At 71.1% G+C, this 4,432-nt stretch carries 5 protein-coding genes and 1 tRNA gene; 3 read left to right on the forward strand and 3 right to left on the reverse strand.

Translation table 11 applies throughout. The features are described 5' to 3' along the window. Window positions 1–796: AfsR/SARP family transcriptional regulator (locus AC08OX_RS13835; RefSeq protein WP_476608201.1), on the forward strand; the 796-nt coding region annotated here is incomplete at its 5' end. Window positions 797–948: 152 nt separating this feature from the next. Here AC08OX_RS13835 and AC08OX_RS13840 read toward each other — a convergent pair. Together AC08OX_RS13840 and AC08OX_RS13845 are read right to left on the reverse strand one after the other, a co-directional pair. Further along, window positions 949–2,301: an MMPL family transporter gene (locus AC08OX_RS13840; RefSeq protein ID WP_476608202.1), complete on the reverse strand. Its 1,353-nt coding sequence runs from the start codon at window positions 2,299–2,301 to the stop codon at window positions 949–951. Between the two features lie 587 nt (window positions 2,302–2,888). Continuing rightward, window positions 2,889–2,961: transfer RNA gene (locus tag AC08OX_RS13845), tRNA-Thr, on the reverse strand. 90 nt (window positions 2,962–3,051) lie between these two features. Between AC08OX_RS13845 and AC08OX_RS13850 the strand changes: the two genes are divergently transcribed. Beyond that, the gene (locus AC08OX_RS13850) at window positions 3,052–3,213 is read left to right on the forward strand and encodes a hypothetical protein (RefSeq protein WP_476608203.1); all 162 of its coding nucleotides are present in this window, start codon (window positions 3,052–3,054) and stop codon (window positions 3,211–3,213) included. A 33-nt stretch (window positions 3,214–3,246) separates the two neighbouring features. Then, complete coding sequence (locus AC08OX_RS13855) at window positions 3,247–3,981, forward strand: hypothetical protein (RefSeq protein WP_476608204.1); 735 nt, start codon at window positions 3,247–3,249, stop codon at window positions 3,979–3,981. On the opposite strand, the gene AC08OX_RS13860 is transcribed toward AC08OX_RS13855, so the two are convergent. Further along, a partial coding sequence (locus AC08OX_RS13860; RefSeq protein ID WP_476608205.1) for an SCO6880 family protein occupies window positions 3,912–4,432 on the reverse strand: 521 nt, incomplete at its 5' end. The genes AC08OX_RS13855 and AC08OX_RS13860 overlap by 70 nt on opposite strands.

The following is a 4,432-nucleotide window of genomic DNA, read 5'->3' on the forward strand; positions in this document are numbered from 1 at the left end:
CCCCTACACCGGCCCCGACTGGCAGGTGATGATCGGCCTCCTCGGCCCCCTGGCCGTCGTCGCCCGCGACGGCCGCCGACCCTCACGCGACCTTGCCCGCGAACGCACCCTGGAAGTCCTCGCCTGGCTCGCCACCCACCGCGGCCGCACCCGCACCGACCTGGAAGCCGCCCTCTGGCCCACCGGCGCCCAGACCCGCTCCATCAACAACCAGCTCGGCTGCGCCCGCAGCATCCTCGTCGCCCTCGCCGGCGAACAGGCCCGGCAATGGCTCCCGACCCGCCACACCACCATCACCCTCCACCCCGCCGTCGTCACCGACCTCGACCTGCTCCACGCCCACATCCGCCACGCCGAAGCCCATCGTCGCCATCCCGAGGTCGCCATCGCCGCCCTCACCGAGGGACTCGACCTCGTCCGCGGCACCCCCGCCCGCCACCCGTGGATCGACGCCGAACTCGGCTCCCAGCTCACCACCACCGTTGTCCGCGCCGCCCTCCTCCTCGCCGACCTGCACCTCACCCACGGCGATACCGCCGCCGTCCTCGACGCCACCCGCCGCGGCCTCGCCGTCCTGCCCGCCCACCCCGGCCTGTTCGCCCAGCGCATGCGCGCCTACGCCCACGCCGGCGACCGCAGCGCCGTCCGCGCCGAATACCACTCCTACCTGCGCGCCGAACAAGCCGACCCCCTCTGGGACGGCGCCACCGACCCCGACCTCGAAACCCTCTACCGCACCCTCACCCACAGCACCCACCGCCGGCCACCGGTCGATCTCCGAATCCGAAGATCTTGATCGTGTGGGGCTGTAGGTGCCGATCATCAGGACATACGCTCGGCGGCATGAGAGGCCGTTTCTGCTGGCCGCCGGAAAAGGCCCACCGTGACGGTTCATGGTGAGCGATGGTGAGACGACGGACGACCCGACACGGGAAACGATCGGCGGGGTCAAACGGTCGTAGCGACGGTCCGGCTGCCTTCTCCCCGGTCAACGACGACGAGCATCGGCCCGTTGAGACCGCTGAAGAAGTCGCGGCTGACCACGTCATACGCGCGTCGCGCGGTGGCCGACGTGGGCTCCGCGCCCGCGTCGGCGCCACCGAGCCGCAGGGTTACCACCGGTGCCGCCATGGCGACAAGCAGCACACACGCCGCGGCCACGGCGACAGCCGGGTGGCGCCCCACCTGCCTGGCCCACCACGATCGCACGCCCGGCCGGTGCGGTAGGCCACGACCCGTCGTGGTCAGGGAATGCCGTCCGACCCAGCCCAGCATCCGGGTGCCGCCGAGGACGAGCAGCGCTGGCAACAGCGTGAGGGTGACCAGGGCGCTGAGCACCCCGGCCACCCCGGCCGCGAGGGCGACTCCCGTGAATGGGCCCAGGTCCAGCAGGAGCACGCCGGTCATCGCCACGCTCAGGCACACGCCACCGGAGGCCAGGGCGGCAACCGACTTCACCATCGCCTCGGTGGCCGCGTCGACCGGGCTCACACCCCGTGCCAACGCAGTCTGCGCCCGGTACACGACCAGGACGGACCCGCCCAGGCTGACCCCGAGGGCGATCATGCCGCCAAGCAGAGCGGCGAAGGGAGTAGTCAGGACATGGTGGGACAGTACTGTCGTGACGGCCACGGTGGTGACGGTGGCCATGGCCGCGACGACAGCGGCGATCATGGCGGCCACCCTCGAACGCAGGGTCAGGCACAAGACCGCCAGCGCGACGGCGAGGGCGGCCAGCAGCGGTCGGATCGGGACGCCGGCCGAGGTGAGCGCGGTCGCGCCCGGTCCGCCCAGCTCCACCTGAAGCTCGGGGCCGCCGTAGGACCGGGCCGTGGCCGAGACCCGTTTGATCGCGCCGAGGTCGAGTTCGAGCGCCGACGCTTTCATGATTACCGGAGCCACCGCCGTGCGCCCGTCGGCACTGACCGGTGACACACCCAGCACCATCCTGCCTAGTGGTCCGAACGGGTCGGCGACGGTGAGTACCCCCGGCAGCTTCCCGACATCGGCGAGCAGCTCCTCGACCTGTCGGTGCACCAGCGGGTCCGCCAGCGTGCCGCGCCTGGCGTGCAGCACGATCTGTTCGGTGTCCGGCAGGACGCCGCCCGGAATCACCTTGCGCGCCAGATTCATTGCCCGCTGCGACTCGGAACCGGGAACCGTCACATCGTGGCTGTATTGCGCGTGACCCGCGATCACGAAGAACACCGCAGGCAGGAGGAGCACCGCCCACATGCCGACCGCGATCCAGCGACGGCGGGCACACAGACGTGCGACGCCTGTCAACGCAACGATCAGCATGGTTGGCCCTTCGCTATTTTGGACAACCTATCTCGCGGACAAGCAACGTCAATCACTCTTTGGTGGGGCTCTTTGGTGGAGCTCGTCGTCCGATAATTCTGGAGACGATTCACGGGAGACGGCACTTTACGGCGTTCCCGCACGCCTGGCCTCGTGCTCGACCGTACCGCCACGAACTGCCCGACAACCGCTGTGACAAAATTTGTTCACCGGTTCCGGCACCACATTTTTCGGTGGCAAGAATGTGGACGGCGGTATCGGTGCCGCTCGGGGTACCCCGATGGTGGCGCTGACCGGGTCGACCGGGTCGACTGGGTCGACCGGGCCGAGCGGGCCGAGCTGGAGCTCCTCGCCCGCTGCACCTGGTACCACCTGCCTCACTGGCGTGGGGTTGCCCCACTTCCAGGTTCCCCCCGGCAGGCCGGACGGCGCCACAGCGGTTCGGATCCCGCCGCGGCGGCCTGGCAGTCGGCGGGGAAGCGGGAGCGCGGCCGTGGCGGTGGCGAGCATGAAGGGCACGCGACTCCGAGTTACTGTGCCGCCCTGGTCCAAGCGTTCGCTTGGCCGGACGCGGGCGGGCTCACAAGAGCCGGCGAGGGGACTCGAACCCCTAACCCCTCGATTACAAGTCGAGAGCGCTACCAATTGCGCCACACCGGCCGGTGCCTCGACGATACCTGAAGAGAGGACGAGGCGCAGCGCGCGGCGGTGGGTGAGCAGCGCGGACAGGTCGAGGATCAGGCCGGGGGCATGATCCCAGAGGCCGGGGGTGGTGGGGCCGTCGCAGATGCCGCGCAGGTCCTGTTCGAGGATGGTGGCGCAGGCGTCGAGGAGGGGGCTGCGGCGGTCGAGGAGTTCGGTGGGGGTGGTGTCGAGGTTGGCTGCGAGGGTGTGGTCGGGGTGGGCGAGTAGCCGGCGGACGTCGACCAGGGTCGGGGTGGTCTGTTGGGTGGACAGGTGGCGGGCGACGGCGGTGAGCAGCCGCTGCTGGCTAACCGGGAGTTCGGCTTGGCCGAGGGCGACGGCGAGCAGTGCCGTGAGCACCGCGGCGCGGCGGGCCACCTGGTCGTCGAGACCCGTCCGGGCGGAGACGGCGCCGGGGCCGGTGCCGGTGCCGGTGCCGAGGGGGTTGACGCGCAGGTAGCCGCCGGGGCGGAGGCGCAGGGTGGCGTATCCGAGGCGGTCGCCGAGGGGGGTCCATTCGCCTTTGGGGTCGATGACGGCGGTGAAGCGGGGCCGGCCGTGCAGGGCGGCGAGCGCGGCGGCGCGGTGCACGTACGATTTGATGATCGCAGATTTGCCGTAGGCGCCGGCGCCGGAGACAACCATGTTCGGTCCCTGGATGAGGCCGGCCTGGTAGGCGTCGATGATGTCGAAGTGGAAGGCGCCGCCGGCGAGCCGGTTGGCGCCGAGGAACACGCCGTGATCCCCGAGGCCGGCTTCGATCGACCAGGGGTTCACCACGCACAGGTGTGCGGTGGTAGCGACGTTCCACGGCAGGGCGAGCCGGGCGCCTTTCGGCCCCCACCGGCCCCATCCGCGTTCTCGCCCGGGTCCGCGTTCGTGTCGGCGTTCGTGTTCTCGGCCGTTCCGGGTGAGAGGGTTGGGCATCAGGGTGCTCCGGTGACGGTCGGCCGGGGTGCGAGGCCGAGGGGGAGGGTGGCGGCCCAGGCGGTGTGATGCCGGCCGTGCAGGGGGCGCAGGTCGACGATGCCGCAGCGGGCGGCCAGGTCGACGATCGCGGCGGACGCGTCGTCGAGGTCGTGCCGGCTGGGGGCGGTGACGTCGAGGAGGCCGAGGTAGGCGTATTCGGGGTAGCCGGCGGTGAGTTCGGCGTCGCGGCGGTCGATGTCATCGTGGGCCTGGGTGAGGTGGACGGGGACGCGGAAGGCATGCCGGTCGCGGAGGTGGACGGCGGTGTCGACGGAGACGGTGTCGCTGTTGATGCGTCGGCGGGAGACCCGCCACGGCACCGGGGTCATTGTGAGCGCGAGGGTGCGGACACAGGGAACGTCATGGAGCAGGGGGTCGAGCCAGCCCGGACGCAGTCCGCCGGTGGGCCAGCCTGCGATCCAGAACACCCGGTGCCAGCTGTCGCCGATCCGGGCCGCGTCCCACCACGCCCGCAGCG

The organism is Frankia sp. CoBUL1 (genome assembly GCF_978021245.1).

Coding starts and splice junctions, on each gene's coding strand:
- AC08OX_RS13840 (WP_476608202.1), bottom strand. CDS start 2,301: ATGCTGATCGTTGCGTTGACAGGCGTCGCACGTCTGTGTGCCCGCCGT.
- AC08OX_RS13850 (WP_476608203.1), top strand. CDS start 3,052: ATGATCCCAGAGGCCGGGGGTGGTGGGGCCGTCGCAGATGCCGCGCAG.